The organism is Streptococcus sp. 27098_8_134 (assembly GCF_041431675.1).
GTDB lineage: Bacteria > Bacillota > Bacilli > Lactobacillales > Streptococcaceae > Streptococcus > Streptococcus sanguinis_R.
The window spans coordinates 88,943-105,791 of sequence record NZ_JAPVYD010000004.1 but is presented as its reverse complement, the minus strand read 5'-3'; the positions used below and the strand labels follow the sequence as shown (position 1 = coordinate 105,791).

Genomic DNA, 16,849 nt, shown 5'->3' with positions numbered 1-16,849 from the left:
TATGGAAAGAAAAAATAGGAATCAAACTAATTCAAAAAATGTCATTGCAAAGACTATATCTCAATTCGCTGAATTAGGAATAAACCAAATTAAAACTGCAATTACAAATTTTATTTCTCTATTTATATTTGTTATAGTTTTAATTTTTGCTGTTATTTATATAGGGATTCCATCTTTGGGAAGTTTATTTAATTCATTATCTCCTTGGAATCAACAAAAACAAGAAATAAGTGCAAAAAATAATGTGAGAGATGCCTATTCTTCAATTATAGGGAGTAACGTAGGTGTTATCTCTCAAAATGGTTTTATTAGTTGGTTTAGTAGCAAAGAAGCGAAAGAAATTGATATTTCGATACCAAAGCTAATTAATTATTCTCCTCTGTTTGATGATGATTCAAATAGAAGTCAGTTAAAAACTGCTTTTGAATCATCGTTTAACAAAGATACAAGTTTCCAATCTGCTGGCACTTATAAAATATTCTATGACGGAGAATTAGTTGTTGGCTGGAAAGATGGGGAAAAGATTAGCAGTTTCAAAGATTTATCCAAGGTTCAAAAGAAAGAGATACTAGCCGATTTACAAAAGAAAATTTGGAATAAATCAAACGTAAAATTTAATGAATGGGAAAAAATTGGGGATCAAGATAATGTTGATTTTGATTTCAAACCTTCTTCCAACCGAGTTAAGATTATAGGAAAATTTCTGGATGAAGGTGGTTGGTTCTTTGGCGTTGGTAAGAAAAAATATAAATTATATGTTGAGTATGATTTGAAAGACGATGATACACCTGTTTTAGTAGATAAAAGTTTGAAAGTGGAGGAAGTAAAATGATATTAGTTAAGAAATTTTGCTTTCCTCTGATTGTTACTGCTTTATTTATTTCAATTTTTCTGGGTTATAATAAATATTCAGAAAGACAATTGTTGAAGCAAGACTTAAATCTAGATGGTATTTTTATTAATGTAAAAGGTGTAGAAATATCTACTGAAGAAACAAATTATTTTGAAAGTAAGCCTTATAAAAAAATTAAAATAGAAATTCCCTCACTATCTTCTCAACTTGATGATCAAACATCTAGTAATTCTAATAATAAAGGAACACCAAATCAAATTATTAATAGAGAAAAATTTGATAAAAATTTTGTAGATTGGTTGAAATCGATTTACGATGAAAAAATTGCAAAAAGATATACAAAAAGAATTGAAATTTGGTATAGAGATATCAAGGTTGTAGATAAAGAATATAAATGATAATCAACAAGCTACATAAATCCGTTATGTGGCTTGTTTTTGGAAATATCAGATACGGAGACTAGAATGAAGCCTTTTTTGACTCAATTGATTTATCGACTTGCTAAAACCTTTCAAAAATTATTGAATAAGCTGCCTTCCCACCCTATTTCTCATCTACCTGCCAGCAAGGTCGAAATATGTCCCATTATCATGATTCCAGGTAGTTCGGCGACAGAGAATCGATTTAATCGAATGGTTAAAAAGCTCAACCGCAATCAGCATCCACGTCATAGTCTTGTGAGGATCAAAGTCTGGAATGATGGACATATGACTTACCGAGGGCATTTGAAGCGCAAGGACAGAACCCCCATTTTTGTGATTGGTTTTCAGAATAATCGTGATGGTTACGAAAATATCAAAAAACAGGCCGCAATGTTTGACGTTGCCTTAACTGTTTTGCGAGAGAAGTACTCTTTTAACAGCTTTAAAGCGCTGGGGCATTCTAACGGTGGTCTGGTTTATACAGTATTCTTGCAGCAATACCTAGCAAACCATTCTGAGTTGGAGATGGAAAAGCTCCTGACTATTGGCAGTCCTTATAATCTAAACAAGAAGAATCTCAATCATCGAGTTGCGATGTTAGATGACTTTGTATCTAACCAGGGAAAACTCCCTAAAAAGCTGCAGCATTTGTCAATTTTGGGAATTTTTTTCCGAGACGGTGACGGAATTGTCCATAAAAGCAGTGTAGAGGCTGGGAGCTTGATTTATAAAGAAAAGATTGCTTCACACAGAGAGGTAGTCGTCGTAGGCAAGGATGCTCACCATTCTTCCTTGCCGCAAAATGAACAGGTAGTTGTTTTGATTAAAGAGTTTCTATTCTAGTAATTATCTTACATAATTTAATTTTGGTAAAAAATTAGAAAGGCGATAAAACAATGAAAATGACAGACATTCTTCATAGGTATTATGGTGACTTTGATCTGATAAATGAAAAATGGAATGAAGACTATGAAAGCATTTTGATTAAGCCAAAGGATGATCAAGAATATAAAAGATGCCGTTTGGCAAAGAAAACACCTAAAAAAGAAGGCTACTTTACAGTCTTTTGGAAAAAAGACCAGGACAACAAGAATATTCCTTATACCGATGAGGACTTGGGTGATGAACTGGTTATTGTCGTGATAGACGGCTGTCATTGCGGTTTATTTATCATTCCCAAAGAGGTGGCTATCAGTAAAAAGATTCTCTCTACAAAGGATTGTAAAGGAAAGATGGCTATGCGGTTTTATCCGTCTTGGTGTACAAATTTAAATAAAACAGCTCAGACAACACAAAAATGGCAACTGGATTATTTTCAAAAAATTAAATTAGAAGAATAAGTTTTAGTGAAACAAGACAGAGTTTAGTTTTTGAATTTCTCAATTCTGTCTTGTTTTTATTATCCGTTTTTAAAACTAAAAGTTTATGTACAATTGACTTAACATGAGTTAAACCATTGATACAACTGAATTAGAAGCATAAAGTACATTCTTTAAAAAGTGTACTTTATTTTTGTTTTGTACATTATTCTAGAGTGGTATTTTGTATGTTTTATAGTGCATCATATAATCAAATCTAAGAAATTGATTTGTACATTTTTTACTCAAGTAACAGTAGAAGGAGTGACGGTTCAATTGTGCATTTTATTTAAAATATTTATGGCTATAATAATAGTATTTGAAGCATAGATAAAGTAGATACAGTGGTATAATAGTGTCAAAAGACTTTCAGGAGAAATGAGATGAGATCGCATACAGTTATTCTAGGCGCTGGTGCTACTATTGCAGCAATTCCAGATGGTGATAAAAATGGGAAAAGCTCTTCAGTTATGAATGGATTGCTAAAAAAACTTAATTTAGAAGAAATTCTTGCCGGTGTTGAATTACAGACAAAGAGCGAAAATTTGGAAGATATCTATTCAGAATTATTTGAGAGAGAAGAGTGCTCTGAAATAGTTAGGAAGCTAGAAGAAAGACTCTATGATTATTTTGCTTCGTTGGAGTTACCTGATGAACCAACAATTTATGATCTTTTAATATTAAGTTTAACTAATAAAGATTGCATAGCTACGTTTAATTGGGACCCTTTACTTATACAAGCTTATGTTCGCTGTTCAAAAATTACTCTGAACCTGCCACAAATTCTTTGTTTACATGGGAATGTAGCTGTCGGTTTTTGTGAAGAACATACTGAGTTTGGAACAGTAGATTACTATTGCCCAACATGTTATAAAAATTTAAATCCAACAAAATTATTGTATCCCGTAAAAAACAAAGACTATTCTTCCGATGGATACATAAATTGGTGTTGGAAAGCATTAGATTACTTTGTCGATCATTCATATATGTTAACTATTTTTGGATACAGTGCTCCTAAGAGCGATGTAGATGCTGTTAATTTAATGAAAAAAGCATGGGGAAATATTGAAGACCGACCACTTGAAGAAGTTTCCGTAATAGATATTATAGACGAAGAGACTATGCTAAATACATGGAAAGACTTTATTCATAGCCATCATTATAGGTATTCAAATTCATTTTTTGATTCTTACTTAGCAAAATTTCCAAGAAGAACTTGTGAAACCGTATTTGCAACATTTTCATTAAATGTTCCTTCTGATGGTAGTAGAGGATTTAAAGAGAATTTTAATTGGGACATGATAAAAGAGTTTTTATCTGATATGTTAGTTGAAGAACAGGAAAATAAAGGAAAATCAAATTTAAAATCGAAATATTTAGTTTGGGGTGAAGATGTTAACAAATAATCCAATTAATCATAGTGTACTTAAATTGTCAATGGATTTCGATAATGCTTTTAAACATAAAAATATAAAGGAAATCCATAGACTAATAGAATTTGGAAAAAATATGGAAAACACTATTGATGATATTTCCAAAATTCAATTATTTTATTCTATTGGGACAGCATACGCTGATATATTTGAACTAAGTGATAACTTAGTTTTCAACATAGATACCGATTTTACAGTTCAACAAATTTATTACTTTAGAAAAGCTATAGAAATTTCAAATAAAGTTGATATAAATTCTGAGAACAGTAGGTTTGTTTTCCCACTATTATGTTCACTTTACACTAATTACGCAAATTTATTAGATGCTTGTGGTAGAAAGCAGTTAGCTATTAAGATGTATTGTAAATGTATACAAATCAATCCAAGATTCACAATGGCTAGTGGTAACTTAGCTATTTGTCTAGATCATTATCGTAATTTTTTGAATGATAACGAACACCTCCACTTTATTAAAAAAATTAAAAATTTAATAGAAACAAGCATAACTGTTTCAGATCCAAACAGAGTTGATTATGCAGAAAAGCGATTTATTGAACTTTACGAACAATATCTTGATTATAAAGATATAGATGAATGTTCTTGTAAAACAATCGATTATAATCCTAATTCACAAAAGTATCGTGAATGGTGTTGGAACAACGGGCTGTATCTTAATCCACTTAATGACTTACAAGCTGACGATATAAATAGATATGATGATAATCTTTTACTACCAAGTTTATTATTTCAATCGGATAAAGATTTAAACAAATATATTTCTATGTTTAATCAAATTAAGCAAGAATATGTTTATGCCCGTTATCTCTGTTTTAATAGCATTGAGAGTGATTCGGTTCATTATGCTGACGAGAATGTTGATCTTATTGATTGTCTAGACTACGTACAATACTCTATCCGAGTTGAAGGATTAAAAGCATCTTTTAAAACACTATATTCATTATTAGATAAAGTAGCTATGTTTATAAATGAATATTATTCTTTAAAAATTGAAACTCGAAAAGTAAATTTCCATTCAATTTGGAGATCAAATAGTGATTTAAATAAAATGTTGGATAAGAATATTGGTCTGTCATCTATATTTTGGATAGAGAAAGATTTTGATAATGGTGATAATTCTTTAACAGCTAATCCAAACTCAAAGCGATTGAAAATTATTAGAAATTATTTAGAGCATAGATTTACTAATATAACATTGAATATTTTTAATGGAAGTGAAGATAATGAAGATAATAATGAAACCAGACTGTATCTAACTGAATCTGAACTTCAAGAGTTTGCATTAGATTTATTAAATCTTGTAAGAGAAGTTATTTTTTCACTCAAAAATGCCATTCAAATAAGTGAAAATGAAAAACAATCTACTCTAAGCAGTGAAGTTGCTTTAATTCCGATAAATTATGAAGAAGTAGATTTGGAAGATAAATTATAGCATTGAGCATACAATTTATAGTCGTTATAAAAAGCAATAGTCTAAATTCATTTAACTAATCGACTTAACTAGAGTTAAACCATTGATAAAACTGAATTAGAAGGATAAAGTACACTCATTAAGCAGTGTACTTTATTTTTGTTTTGTACATTATTTGTTGATTGCTTAATCAATACTACATCTCTATCAGGCAATTCAGACTCCATTTAGTCCTCTAAAACCCATGTTGAGGCGGTAAGTTTGCTAGTCAAGGAGTAAAACGACGAAGATTAGCATTTACTTCCGCCCATGCGATAGCTGTCCGTGATTGACAAGTGCTAGCACGCAGACAGAACGGAGATAGCGAACCGCTGAGTGTGTCGCTCTGCTCGTAAAAGCTTAGAAACCTTTGAACGAAAGGGATAATGAAAGCCTTGATTGCAAGGCTTTTTGCTTTATGGTGGGTAAGTATCAGAGTGAGAAAATTTTTGGAATGAGTAGAAGTGATAGCTAGAAATTATCAGTTTCTATTTCCATTTACCCTGTGGGTACGTGTTTGTTTCCATTGACAAGGAGTTTGTGGGAATAGAAATGTACCCACCTTGTTTGAATCAAGTGAAGTGTAGTTGAAGGAAATCTGTTGAAAGCAATACTTCATTTTACCGAATAAGTAATAATTTAGGCAACTTCAAATCGATTAAAAAAAACTATTTTAAAGGTTAAGAGTAGACAAAAATTGTCCACTCTTTTTTGCAAACTCAATTTATCAATAAATGAAATGAGGGAATGTAAAATGAAATATTTTGAGGTTGAGTTAGAAAATCCTGATGAATTTTTAAAACTACAAACAGAAGATTTTGTGAAAGCTAATCGCTTGCTACTAAGGAAGATAATCCAGAGCGTTACAGTCTATGAAGAAAACTTCGTCATATCCTTTAAATCTGGCATCGAATTGGAAGTATGAGTCTCATTCCATAACTTTTATATTGAACATATCATCTTGTTGTGTTATACTATAAATTGATATAAACAAAGATGTAGGAGGAACCGAAACTATGACAGCCTCAATGCGTTTAAGATAAGCTGGCAATAAAAAAAGCAGAATCTATACCCGATGATAGGCTTTTTTGTTGTGCTTATTTATACGATATTGAGCATTCATTAGTTACGGTGAGGATATTGGTTATTTAACTATACCTTTATTTAACTATGTCTTTAATATGAATGTTTCCAAATTGTATGTATGCAGACCAAAAGCCACATTGTGGGGTTTGGCCTGCATTTTTTATTGCCTAGAATGCTATTCAAAATAGAAATTCAAGCAAAATAATATGCAGGAGATAATATAAATGGAAAAATACAACAATTGGAAACGAAAATTTTATGCAATATGGGCAGGGCAAGCAGTATCATTAATCACTAGTGCCATCCTGCAAATGGCGATTATTTTTTACCTTACAGAAAAAACAGGATCTGCGATGGTCTTGTCTATGGCTTCATTAGTAGGTTTTTTACCCTATGCGATTTTGGGACCTGCCATTGGTGTGCTAGTGGATCGTCATGATAGGAAGAAGATAATGATTGGTGCCGATTTAATTATCGCAGCAGCTGGTGCAGTGCTTGCTATTGTTGCATTCTGTATGGAGCTACCTGTCTGGATGATTATGATAGTATTGTTTATCCGTAGCATTGGAACAGCTTTTCATACCCCAGCACTCAATGCGGTTACACCACTTTTAGTACCAGAAGAACAGCTAACGAAATGCGCAGGCTATAGTCAGTCTTTGCAGTCTATAAGCTATATTGTTAGTCCGGCAGTTGCAGCACTCTTATACTCCGTTTGGGATTTAAATGCTATTATTGCCATCGACGTATTGGGTGCTGTGATTGCATCTATTACGGTAGCAATTGTACGTATACCTAAGCTGGGTAATCAAGTGCAAAGTTTAGAACCAAATTTCATAAGGGAGATGAAAGAAGGAGTTGTGGTTCTGAGACAAAACAAAGGATTGTTTGCCTTATTACTCTTAGGAACACTATATACTTTTGTTTATATGCCAATCAATGCACTATTTCCTTTAATAAGCATGGAACACTTTAATGGAACGCCTGTGCATATTTCTATTACGGAAATTTCCTTTGCATTTGGGATGCTAGCAGGAGGCTTATTATTAGGAAGATTAGGGGGCTTCGAAAAGCATGTATTACTAATAACAAGTTCATTTTTTATAATGGGGACCAGTTTAGCCGTTTCGGGAATACTTCCTCCAAATGGATTTGTAATATTCGTAGTTTGCTGTGCAATAATGGGGCTTTCGGTGCCATTTTATAGCGGTGTGCAAACAGCTCTTTTTCAGGAGAAAATTAAGCCTGAATATTTAGGACGTGTATTTTCTTTGATCGGAAGTATCATGTCACTTGCTATGCCAATTGGGTTAATTCTTTCTGGATTCTTTGCTGATAAAATCGGTGTAAATCATTGGTTTTTACTATCAGGTATTTTAATTATTGGCATTGCTATAGTTTGCCAAATGATAACTGAGGTTAGAAAATTAGATTTAAAATAAACAATATTGGAGGAATATTTATGTATCTTATTTTCATGTAACTCTTCCTGCTAAAATCGCAGGGTTTTCCCTGCATACAAGCAAATGAAAGCATGCGATTATAGACAGGAGGAAATGTTATGGAATTAATATTAAAAGCAAAAGACATTCGTGTGGAATTCAAAGGACGCGATGTTTTAGATATAAATGAATTAGAAGTATATGATTATGACCGTATTGGTTTAGTAGGAGCAAATGGTGCTGGAAAAAGCACTTTACTCAGGGTACTTTTAGGAGAATTAACTCCCCCAGGATGTAAAATGAATCGTCTGGGTGAACTTGCCTATATTCCCCAGTTGGACGAAGTAACTCTGCAGGAGGAAAAAGATTTTGCACTTGTAGGCAAGCTAGGTGTTGAGCAATTAAATATACAGACTATGAGCGGTGGTGAAGAAACAAGGCTTAAAATAGCACAGGCCTTATCGGCACAGGTTCATGGTATTTTAGCGGATGAACCTACGAGCCATTTAGACCGTGAAGGAATTGATTTTCTAATAGGACAGCTAAAATATTTTACAGGTGCACTGTTAGTTATTAGCCATGACCGCTATTTTCTTGATGAAATAGTAGATAAAATATGGGAACTGAAAGATGGCAAAATCACTGAGTATTGGGGAAACTATTCTGATTATCTTCGTCAGAAAGAGGAAGAACGTAAGAGCCAAGCTGCAGAATACGAACAATTTATTGCGGAACGTGCCCGATTGGAAAGGGCTGCGGAGGAAAAGCGAAAACAGGCTCGTAAAATAGAACAGAAGGCAAAAGGTTCTTCAAAGAAAAAAAGTACTGAAGACGGAGGGCGTTTAGCTCATCAAAAATCAATAGGAAGTAAGGAAAAAAAGATGTATAATGCTGCTAAAACCCTAGAGCACAGGATTGCGGCCTTAGGAAAAGTAGAAGCTCCGGAAGGCATTCGCAGAATTCGTTTCAGGCAAAGTAAAGCATTGGAGCTCCATAATCCATACCCTATAGTCGGTGCAGAAATTAATAAAGTATTTGGGGATAAGGCTCTGTTTGAAAATGCATCTTTTCAAATTCCGTTAGGAGCAAAAGTGGCGTTAACTGGTGGTAATGGAATCGGAAAAACAACTTTAATCCAAATGATCTTAAACCATGAAGAAGGAATTTCTATTTCGCCTAAGGCAAAAATAGGTTACTTTGCACAGAATGGTTACAAGTACAACAGTAATCAGAATGTTATGGAGTTTATGCAGAAGGATTGTGACTACAATATATCAGAAATTCGTTCAGTGCTAGCATCTATGGGGTTCAAACAGAACGATATTGGAAAAAGTTTATCTGTTTTAAGCGGTGGAGAAATTATAAAATTGTTGCTTGCTAAAATGCTCATGGGTAGATATAACATCCTAATAATGGATGAACCCAGTAACTTCCTTGACATACCAAGTTTAGAGGCTTTGGAAATACTAATGAAGGAGTACACCGGAACTATCGTGTTTATCACCCACGATAAACGATTACTCGAAAATGTAGCAGATGTAGTTTATGAAATTAGAGATAAGAAAATAAATCTGAAACATTAAATTTAAGGTAGTCGCTGGTCAGTATAGTCTGTTCTGGTTGGCGACTCCATTGTTAAAGAGTATAAAGACTTTAGATTTTATGAATATTAAAAATAGGAACAGTCAATTGAACTGCTCCTATTTTTCTGCTAAATATATTGTAGTTTTCTTATATGTATAATGATAGATTAGCGGATTCTCATCTACGGTACTTACTTCAAATATGAAGAAGTGATCGCGGTTATCTCTGGACTTTTCCTTATTGAGGACAAAGTAATTCTTACGTGAAGTCGCCATTGTTTTTAGGATATCATCAGTTAGGAAGGTCAATGGAATATTCATGTTAGAGTAGCGGTAGAAGTCACGTTCAAAATCTTGGTAGCTCTCGCTATAATAGTCCATTTGTAGGTGATTACGCTGAAACTCAAGCTGATTCATAGAGCACCTCCTCGACAAGTTCAATACTAATAATGTCTTTTAATTTCAAATTGATGTGACCTGTTGTAGTTTTTATCAAAATGAAATCTTTGGTCAGACTTGGTATTGTTCCAGTGTAGGAAACACGCTTGTTTTTTTCAATCACTTGAATGCGTGTGCGTAGCTGCCCGGCGTATACTTGACTGAGGAGTAATAATTTCTTCTCTAGTGATAAGTCAGACATGTACGTTACTTTGTTTGTATCATCAGAGAGTGCTGATGCATGTTCAGATAGGAAAAAGCCCATCCATTTTTGCATCTTTGTATCCTGGTACTCTCTTGCTGATTGAAATGGTAAATATGAACGGTCAATCATATCAAATCCTTTCTATGCAGAGGCAAGGGTATTTTTATCAAATTGAATCGTAAAACCTTGAATTCCCCCACCTGTGTAACATTCTTTAAAGCGATTGATTACCTCAGTATAGATTATCACAGATGAGCTTGTTGGCTTAATGCTAAATGTAAATTCCAATGGTAATCGGTTTTCAGATTTAGCATGTACTAGTCGTATCGATATTTCAGTTGTTTTGAGTTTTCTCTGACGAAGTTTTGAAGTTGCTGTTTCAACGATTCCATGTAAAAATCTTTCAAGCATTTCAATATCATTACATCCTTTGCTACGGATTTCTGAAAATTGTACTGTATTTTTTTCTTGTTTCATTTTAATCCCTCCAATCCACCCGCGGAATGACCACCGATAAGTTTACTGCGTTCAATATTTCTGGAACCTTCAGTTAGGACGGTTCCTTTTTGTATGGCTAAAAAACCAAACTGTTCTCTGACAACATCAATAGCTGTCTGAAGTCTATTATCTTTTTCAATTTGTTCTACATCATCAAAGAGTGATAGTAGAGTATAGCTTTCATCTACGAAGCCACTATAAGATACACCAATTTGTCTCACTGCACCAGAGGTGTATTTTTTCGGAATAATACAAGTACATGACTCACCATTGTTTTGGGGAGATTTGCGGGTTCAATTTTATTCTGAGCATTTATAGATTTTTTCATCTCAGTCCTAGAATAGCCAATATGAATAGAAACGACAGTAGTCAATACTAGGGCTACTGTTCCGTTCCACAGTATCATTTAAAAATCATTTTCACACCCTTTCGTCTATTAGTATAGAAGAAAGCTCTCAGCACATGTTGAGGCAGCATCACTGCTTGTACGAGCTTAGAAAAAATGTTAACGAAAAAGCCTTAGTGTCAAGGTTTTTTTGGTATCCTCAAAAAGGTAATTTTATAATTGACAATTTGTCAGTAGAGTAGTATAATTTATAAGCAGGAGGAATAAAATGCGAGATGTAAAAGATCCGGAAATTCGACGGGCTGAGATTATGGACGCTGCTATGCTCCTCTTTATGGAGAAAGATATGCGAACACAACAACTCAGGATATAGTCGATAAGGTAAATATATCACGAGGTTTGCTATACTATCACTTTAAGAATAAAGAAGATATTCTGTATTGTCTCGTGGAACGTTATTCAGAGAAATTATTGAGTGATATTCACGTGATTGTCTATGATGATGACAAAACTGCTATTGAAAAAATAAGAGCCTTTATAGATGCCACAATAATCTCTACAGATAACGTTTCAGCGGAAGGAACTGAGTTACAAAAGACGGTTGATCTTGAAGAAAATCGTTATATGTTAGATAAGTTATCTCATAAGCTCATTGAAAAACTGACTATATATTTTGAGAGGATAATAAATCAAGGCATCTCAGAAAAAGTATTTTCTGTAAAATATCCATCAGAAACAGCAGAATTTCTGATGACAGCCTATGTTTTTGTTTCAAATAACATAGGTATAAAAACTTCAAAGAAAGAAACTGCCAAAGATTACTTGAATGCATTTAAGATAATGCTGGAACAAAATCTAAATACAAAAGGACTCTTTAGCAATTAAAAAAAGATAGAATGTTTGTAAAGAGAACTATGTACCGATAGCTAAATCAAAACAAGCTATCGGTATTATTTCAAAATATGACTGACAAATTGTCAATAGAGGTGAAAATATGTTAGAGATAAAGAATTTTAGTAAAAGTTATGGGGACAAGAAGGTTGTGGATAACCTATCTATTTCAGTACAGCCTGGAGATATTTATGGTTTTATTGGAGCAAATGGTGCAGGCAAAACGACAACGATAAAGGCAGTTGTCGGTATCCATGATTTTGAAGACGGAAGTATAATTATCAACGGTCATTCTATTAAAGAAGAACCTGTTATTTGTAAAAAAATGATGGCGTATATCCCAGATAATCCAGATTTGTATGAACATATGACAGGAATTCAATATATTAATTTTATTGCTGACTTGTTTGAAATTCCTACAAAAATACGCAAGGAGAGAATACAAAAATACGGTGATTTATTTGATATGACTGATCATCTTTCGGGGATTATTTCTTCATATTCACATGGAATGAAGCAACGAACAGCCATTATTTCTGCACTTGTACATTCTCCCAAACTGTTGATTTTAGATGAACCTTTTGTTGGGCTAGATCCCAAAGCAACTTTCCTACTAAAGAAAATTATGCATGAGTGTGTTTCAGATGGAGGTGCTATTTTCTTTTCAACCCATGTATTGGATGTTGCGGAAAAATTATGTAATAAGATTGCCATTATCAAAAATGGAAAGTTAATTGCAAGTGGCAATACAGGAGACGTCAAAGGTGATGAATCATTGGAGGCATTTTTCATGGAGGTGCAGAACAATGAGTAACATTTGGATACTGCTTAAAGCGCAATTGATTAATTTCTTTCCTATTAACGAGATTAGAGATTCACGAAATAAAAAACAAAGTTCAATGGCTATTGCGAGTTTTGGCATAATAACTCTTTCCTTATTTTGCTTTGTTTATAATATAATAACAGCGAAAACATTGGTACACGTCGGACAGCAGAACTTGATTCCAGCATATATGGTATCTGTCTCAAGTTTTTCAATATTATTTTTGACAGTATTTTATTCGAATGGCATTTTATTTGGCAGTCGAGATATGGAAATTCTCCAATCCTTACCTGTTAAAAGTTCGTATATTATCACCAGCAAGTTCATGTTTATGTACTTATTAAATTTTTTAATAGGCTTGATGTTTATGCTTCCGGGTGGAATTATATGGGGCTTGAACGGAAGTTTAAACCTCCTACAGATTATATTGTATTTTACTTCTATAATTTTTGCCCCTTTGATCCCCATGTGTATAGCGGCATGCATGGGACTCGTTATTGTTGTCGCTTCATCTTTTTTTAAAAGAAAAAATGTTATCTCTCTTATTTTTTCATTTGCGATGCTAGGTATAATTGGATATTTTGCATTATCAGCTTTGCAATCAGGTGATGAAAGTAGTATTGGGGTTACTCTGGCTAAGCAAATTACTGGACTGTATCCAATTTCTAGACTATTTATGTCATACTACAATTTTCCAATGTACTATGGGATGGGATTTTATATAGTTCTTTCAATAGTCGTCTTTTATCTATTTGTCAAAATTGCTTCGTTGAAGTATGGACTACTTAATACACTTGCCAATACAAAATCAAGTTATGCTAATGACAAAGTATCTTATGAAAGAAAATCGGTATTTTTTTCCTTGTATCAAAAAGAGCTTGGACGATTTTTAAGTTCTTATATGGCAGTCTTGAATGCTGGGCTTGGAGTGATTCTTTTATGTGTCTTTAGTATATGTTTCCTGTTTAATTCTGTCGGTCAAATAGGAAATTCAGCAGGAATTGAAAATATAAATGAGTATCTTTCAAACTTAGCTCCCGTCTTTATTGCATCTATGCTTTCACTCAGTTGTCCAGCAGCTTCATCTATATCTTTAGAAGGTAAAAATATTTGGATTTTGAAAAGTTCTCCAGTTGAAGTGAAAACGATTTTAAATGCTAAGATAGCTGTCAACCTTACACTTCATTTGATTGGATATATGATTTCTGTATCTGTATTTATGCTGAAACTTGATATGAGTCCTATTCAAGTTATGAATCTAGTTATTGTTCCTATATGTTACTCCCTTTTTATAATGGTAATCGGAATTTCATTAAATAAAAAATATCCAAACTATGATTGGGACAGTGAGATGATAGTTGTCAAACAAAGTCTTCCTGTTATTGTAACTGGAATTATTAGTATGATTACGCTTATTACGCCTATTTTGCTTAATTGGTTTTTTAATCTTCCAATTATATTTGTTTTGCAAGCAGTATCAGTAATTTTACTGGCTATTTCGTTTAGAGTTTATATAAAAATGACCAAGTTAAATTTTATCTAGTTAAAGGAGGAAAATAAGATGAAAAATAGACTGTTAAAAGATATTTTGGTTTTGTTGGGAATGATGGTCATCATAGTCATTATTTGTGGGTTTCTCCCTGAGAAAGTTCCTATTCATTTCAATGCAAAAGGAGTAGCAGATATGTTTGCAAATAAATACTATCTTCTACTAGCTACAGTCATCCCTTATTCTGCATATTGGAAGTTTGTTAGGGAAAGTGATAATAAAAAGATTAAATGAAACACCATCTATATTTACAAATTGCATCAAAATTAAGAACGAAGATTTTAAGAGGTGATTATGCACCTGAACAACAAATTCCTTCAATAAGGAGATTAGCAGAAAACGAGAAGTGTAATCCGGCAACTGTCCAAAAAGCAATGAAAGTTCTCGAAGAACAGAATTTGGTTACTAGCTGTGGAACATTAGGATATTTTGTCATAGCAAGCGAGCAAGAAATAAAAGAGATAAGATATCAAGAATCTAACAAGCTAGTTAAAATTTTGTTTGAAAAACTTGGTGAGCTAGGCTTTTCAGAAGATGAGATTGTCAATTTATTTTTTAGAAAAGATGCTTAGAAGAAGTTGAATGGAAATTTATTAGGATTATTTGTGAAAGTATAGAAAAGCCTTGATTTTAAGGCTTTTTTCATTTTCCAATAAAGAACTTGACATTATTAGTTACTTCCACTTCTTCAAGTAATCCTGAGGAATAGACGACAACTTTAAAATCAAATAAGCTAAAAATGCTATAAAATCATTAAATTGATATTAAAGTATTTTTTTGTCAAAATAAACAATTGAAAAAATTTCCAGTTTTTTTAAAATCACTGTCTCAGATGACAATTCAATCAAAATATGATATAATACAGAAAAAGTAAAAATAACAAAAGTAACTTACCAAAGTAAAAGAAAAAAAGTAAATAGATAGCCACGGTGGATATTCCTTTCATTGTTTAGAAGGAGTTGCTGTGGTTATCGTTGTTGCTGAGCTAATTAATTGCTCTTATTACTTAGATGAAGTTACTTTTATTATTGAATTAATTTAAATAATAATAACGATCAATGAAAGTACTCATCGATATTCCCTTTATGCAGTTTAGAGCACAAAGGAAAATGGTACTGATTTGATCGTTTTTTTGTGTATTGACATCATAAAACACAGTCAGAACCTTCAGTCATAATAAACAAGGAGATAACATGAGATTTGTTGTATATAAACATTCGCTAATTCTAGGCGATAATAATATCGTTACAAAGCAATTGATTGCACTCAAACATGATGATGGTACATTACAATTCACTGATTTTCATAGATATGTAAAATCTGCCACAAAGATTAAATCTATTTCAGACGATGGAAACAAACGATTTTCATACGTTGTTAAGTTTTTGAATTTTATATACGGAACAGTTGGGGTTAACAATCTTGATCAACTAACTTTAGAAATGGTCAAGGAGTTTTTTATGCTTTATGGTTTAGGACAACTTCCAGAAGATAGAAAAAATAGAAAGAAAAGTACAGTCGAAAAATGTGTAAATGCAGTTCTTGATTTTTTAACTCTATACTTGAATGAACGAAAAGGAAAGGTTAAATTGAAGCCAAAAGACCTTTATTCTATCAATACGTTTACCAATAGACGAGGCAGAGTCATCAAAAGAAATGAGTTGAATTTTGAGGTATTTGTTGATGGAAGCAACACACAGAAGTCAATTTTTAGGGATATGCCAAACAGCGCCTTTGAAATGCTTTTTGCTCACATTGCTCAATATCACAAGGATTTACTTATGGTTGTTGCTTTGGGAGCATTTGTTGGTTTAAGACCATCAGAAGCTTGTAATGTAAGGCGTGAAGATAGCCCTTTGGGGGCAGGTATCATATTTCACCAAAGTGATAATCAAGTATTTAAAATTGAGATTGATCTGCGAAAAGAAATGCCCCTTAGAAGCGATTTAAAGCCAACTGGACGAATTAAAAAGGAAAGACTTCAAGCTGTACCTTATATCTTCTTAGAGGTCTTTTTAGACACCTACAATGACTATATGAGCTACCTAGAAGGTAAAAGGTATGAGAGAGATTATGGTCCATTAAGCCTTAACAAGCAAGGGAAAGCATTGTCATACGATGTGTACTATCAACGATTTCGTAAGATTATTCGCGAAGAAATGATTCCAATATTTCTTAAATCTGATGACCCAGAGGTTGTCTTTTTTGGTCAACTCTTGCAAGAAAATAATATTTCACCCCATATCTTTAGGCACTGGTACACCACACAATTGGTTTTGTCAGGTGTTAATGAAGTTAGTGAACTGATGTCTGCTAGAGGGGACAATTCACCAGAAAGTGCTTGGGTTTATTTACAAAATAAAGGAGAAATTGCAAAACAATATGGTCAGGTTAATAATGGTGTTTTTGAATATATGAACTGGCAAGCAGAAAAATTGTTTGGAGAAGATTAAA

Annotated in this window: 18 protein-coding genes and 1 pseudogene; 15 read left to right on the top strand and 4 right to left on the bottom strand. The window is 33.0% G+C overall.

Annotated elements, in window-relative coordinates:
• Position 1 precedes the first annotated feature (1 nt).
• The 9 genes from O3620_RS09875 to msr(D) all read left to right on the top strand — a co-directional run bounded on the left by O3620_RS09875 (position 2) and on the right by msr(D) (position 9,645).
• A complete protein-coding gene (locus tag O3620_RS09875) occupies positions 2-832 on the top strand; it encodes a hypothetical protein (protein WP_002912448.1) in 831 nt (276 codons plus the stop codon).
• On the top strand, positions 829-1,251 hold the full coding sequence (locus tag O3620_RS09870) for a hypothetical protein (RefSeq protein ID WP_002912449.1): 423 nt from the start codon (positions 829-831) through the stop codon (positions 1,249-1,251). The genes O3620_RS09875 and O3620_RS09870 overlap by 4 nt, the downstream gene beginning before the upstream one ends.
• 66 nt (positions 1,252-1,317) lie before the next feature.
• A complete protein-coding gene (locus O3620_RS09865; RefSeq protein WP_371601690.1) occupies positions 1,318-2,118 on the top strand; it encodes an alpha/beta hydrolase in 801 nt (266 codons plus the stop codon).
• Positions 2,119-2,171: 53 nt separating this feature from the next.
• A complete protein-coding gene (locus tag O3620_RS09860) occupies positions 2,172-2,615 on the top strand; it encodes a MepB family protein (RefSeq protein ID WP_002919018.1) in 444 nt (147 codons plus the stop codon).
• A 401-nt stretch (positions 2,616-3,016) separates the two neighbouring features.
• The gene (locus tag O3620_RS09855) at positions 3,017-4,039 is read left to right on the top strand and encodes a hypothetical protein (protein ID WP_064520786.1); all 1,023 of its coding nucleotides are present in this window, start codon (positions 3,017-3,019) and stop codon (positions 4,037-4,039) included.
• Positions 4,026-5,516 carry an LA2681 family HEPN domain-containing protein gene (locus tag O3620_RS09850; protein ID WP_049422417.1) on the top strand — a complete coding sequence of 497 codons (1,491 nt, stop codon included), beginning with the start codon at positions 4,026-4,028 and terminating at the stop codon, positions 5,514-5,516. The genes O3620_RS09855 and O3620_RS09850 overlap by 14 nt, the downstream gene beginning before the upstream one ends.
• Positions 5,517-6,288: 772 nt before the next feature.
• Entirely contained in the window at positions 6,289-6,459 is a 171-nt protein-coding gene (locus O3620_RS09845; protein WP_000873143.1) for a hypothetical protein, read from the top strand.
• 385 nt (positions 6,460-6,844) lie between these two features.
• Positions 6,845-8,062, top strand: a complete 1,218-nt coding sequence (gene mef(A), locus O3620_RS09840; RefSeq protein ID WP_000417519.1) for a macrolide efflux MFS transporter Mef(A) — start codon at positions 6,845-6,847, stop codon at positions 8,060-8,062.
• Between the two features lie 119 nt (positions 8,063-8,181).
• Positions 8,182-9,645, top strand: a complete 1,464-nt coding sequence (gene msr(D) / locus O3620_RS09835) for an ABC-F type ribosomal protection protein Msr(D) (protein WP_000420313.1) — start codon at positions 8,182-8,184, stop codon at positions 9,643-9,645.
• 117 nt (positions 9,646-9,762) lie between these two features.
• Here the strand turns inward: msr(D) and O3620_RS09830 are convergent, their stop codons facing one another.
• Genes O3620_RS09830 through O3620_RS09815 form a run of 4 tightly spaced genes read right to left on the bottom strand, consistent with a single transcriptional unit; the run spans position 9,763 to position 11,007 of the window.
• Positions 9,763-10,062, bottom strand: a complete 300-nt coding sequence (locus tag O3620_RS09830) for a DUF5960 family protein (protein ID WP_001072467.1) — start codon at positions 10,060-10,062, stop codon at positions 9,763-9,765.
• Positions 10,049-10,417, bottom strand: a complete 369-nt coding sequence (locus tag O3620_RS09825; protein ID WP_000567222.1) for a hypothetical protein — start codon at positions 10,415-10,417, stop codon at positions 10,049-10,051. The genes O3620_RS09830 and O3620_RS09825 overlap by 14 nt, the downstream gene beginning before the upstream one ends.
• Positions 10,418-10,429: 12 nt before the next feature.
• Positions 10,430-10,765, bottom strand: a complete 336-nt coding sequence (locus O3620_RS09820; RefSeq protein WP_000806926.1) for a hypothetical protein — start codon at positions 10,763-10,765, stop codon at positions 10,430-10,432.
• Positions 10,762-11,007, bottom strand: coding sequence for a hypothetical protein (locus O3620_RS09815; protein WP_001813542.1), 246 nt, complete (start codon positions 11,005-11,007; stop codon positions 10,762-10,764). The genes O3620_RS09820 and O3620_RS09815 overlap by 4 nt, the downstream gene beginning before the upstream one ends.
• 393 nt (positions 11,008-11,400) lie before the next feature.
• Here O3620_RS09815 and O3620_RS09810 point away from each other — a divergent pair.
• From O3620_RS09810 to O3620_RS09785, 6 genes and pseudogenes are all read left to right on the top strand, one after another.
• A pseudogene (locus tag O3620_RS09810) lies at positions 11,401-12,017 on the top strand (TetR/AcrR family transcriptional regulator).
• A 109-nt stretch (positions 12,018-12,126) separates the two neighbouring features.
• Complete coding sequence (locus O3620_RS09805; protein WP_064520784.1) at positions 12,127-12,837, top strand: ABC transporter ATP-binding protein; 711 nt, start codon at positions 12,127-12,129, stop codon at positions 12,835-12,837.
• Entirely contained in the window at positions 12,830-14,389 is a 1,560-nt protein-coding gene (locus tag O3620_RS09800) for a hypothetical protein (RefSeq protein ID WP_101799728.1), read from the top strand. The genes O3620_RS09805 and O3620_RS09800 overlap by 8 nt, the downstream gene beginning before the upstream one ends.
• Before the next feature lie 18 nt (positions 14,390-14,407).
• Entirely contained in the window at positions 14,408-14,629 is a 222-nt protein-coding gene (locus tag O3620_RS09795) for a DUF1648 domain-containing protein (RefSeq protein ID WP_002890487.1), read from the top strand.
• A complete protein-coding gene (locus O3620_RS09790) occupies positions 14,626-14,967 on the top strand; it encodes a GntR family transcriptional regulator (RefSeq protein WP_002890488.1) in 342 nt (113 codons plus the stop codon). Before O3620_RS09795 ends, O3620_RS09790 begins: the two co-directional genes overlap by 4 nt.
• Before the next feature lie 621 nt (positions 14,968-15,588).
• Positions 15,589-16,848 carry a site-specific integrase gene (locus O3620_RS09785; RefSeq protein ID WP_064520782.1) on the top strand — a complete coding sequence of 420 codons (1,260 nt, stop codon included), beginning with the start codon at positions 15,589-15,591 and terminating at the stop codon, positions 16,846-16,848.
• The last annotated feature ends 1 nt before the right edge of the window (position 16,849 follow it).